Source organism: Adonisia turfae CCMR0081, assembly GCF_011009555.1.
GTDB lineage: Bacteria > Cyanobacteriota > Cyanobacteriia > Phormidesmidales > Phormidesmidaceae > Leptothoe > Leptothoe turfae.
This window is the reverse complement of record NZ_QXHD01000004.1, coordinates 3,233,329-3,234,994: the sequence shown is the minus strand read 5'-3', so window position 1 is coordinate 3,234,994 and position 1,666 is coordinate 3,233,329. Positions and strand designations below refer to the sequence as shown.

Here is a 1,666-nt window from a genome sequence, read left to right as displayed (position 1 = left end):
AGCGCGATGATTCAGCTTTGATCTGTCGCGTAATCTCCAGGGTTTCTGGCCAGAGTTCAGGCAGATACTGGGCCATCTTAATCAGGGCAAGCGAGCGCGATGATTTATCTTTGATCTGTCGCGTAATCTCCAGGGCTTCTGACCAGAGTTCAGGCAGATGCTGGGCCATCTTAATCAGGGCATTTGAGCGCGATGATTCATCCTTGATCTGTCGCGTAATCGCCAGAGCTTCTGACCAGAATGCTTCTGGCAGATACTGGGCCATCTCAGTCAGGGCACGCGAGCGCGATGATTCATCTTTGATCTGTCGGGTTGTCTCCAATACGGTTGACCAGGGTATTACTTGCCGCTGGGCAAGTTCAGTCCACACCATTACACGGTCAGAAGGATCGCTAATTTGATGGGTAATATCGATGACCTCAGAAAAATAGATGGAGGGTAACTGAGCAACAATTCGGCTCAGTGCCAAGCCTTTATAAGAGAAACCCTCGGTTTGGTCTCGATGACTTCCATAGCGGTCTTGAATTTGTTGAATAGTTGCAAGCACAGCAGGCCAAACGCTCGGAAACTGTTCCGCCAGCTTACTTAAAGCATAAGAACGATAAGCAGCATCGTTAATTTGTCCGACAGTTTTTAACACCTCGGGCAACAGCGCTTCAGGCATATAAGGCACAATCGCCGAAATACATGCTGCCCTATGCCATGGATCCTGGGCCTGCTGTGCATAGGCCAACCCCTGAGCCGCCTGCCAAAACCCGTGTTTCACCAATCCCCCAACCATCTCGGCTGGCACATTGCTCGCCAAACTATTCAGCGATCCACGAATTAATGCATAGCGATACAGCAAGGTAACAGAGTTACCAGGAGATTTCTTATAAGCCTCCACTGCTAGCTGCCATGCCCGCCCTAAATCATTCACAAAGCCTGCTGGTTTACCAATTTCATCACAGGCTTCATACCAACCATTACGTCCTTCTTTATTGCTTACCTGCAACAGCGTATGAATCTCTTCGGTTTGTTCCGCCTGCTCCATATGCCAGGTGAGATGGGCATAAATGTAGCCATCATCTTTTAGCGTATACCACTCACCATTCTCCGCTTTCTCTCGATACTGTTCCAGCAATTTCCCATGGGCCTCAGATTTTGTTAATCCCAATCCTGGCAATTCTCCGTCGCGTTCCGGCTCTTGCGGACTCCTCAACAACCGCTGTGCCAAATCATGCATCAGGTCATGCATTCGATAACTGGGCGTATCATCGGCTAACTGTGCCCCCTGTAACACCAGCGCTTTGCTCCGAAACGTGCGTAAGATAGCTCTAGCCTGCCGCGAAGTTACCTGCCAAAGCGTTTCTGCCATCTCCTGGGTGAGGTTCACATCCTCGGGCACCACCCCTAACCAGGCAAACTGTTGCAGCTGCTCTGGCGACAGTTGTTTCAAACTCAGATTAAAACAAGCCAACAGACTATACTTCTTTCGCTTCGCATCATCAGGTATCTCTGCTTGACCATAGATATCCAACGTCTCTAAGCGAGCAACTTCATCCTGTAAGTCTTCTAACAGCTCTGACCAAGTCACCCCTTCTTCAATTTGAGACGCGGCTAACTCTAACGCCAGGGGTAAATATCCCACCCGCTCAGCAAAGGCAAATGCCTGCTGCCGATGCGC

The 1,666-nt window shown here is 49.8% G+C and carries 1 pseudogene; it reads right to left on the bottom strand.

The window, feature by feature from the left end:
- Positions 1–1,666, bottom strand: a pseudogene (locus tag DXZ20_RS18205) (NB-ARC domain-containing protein); the annotation flags it as partial.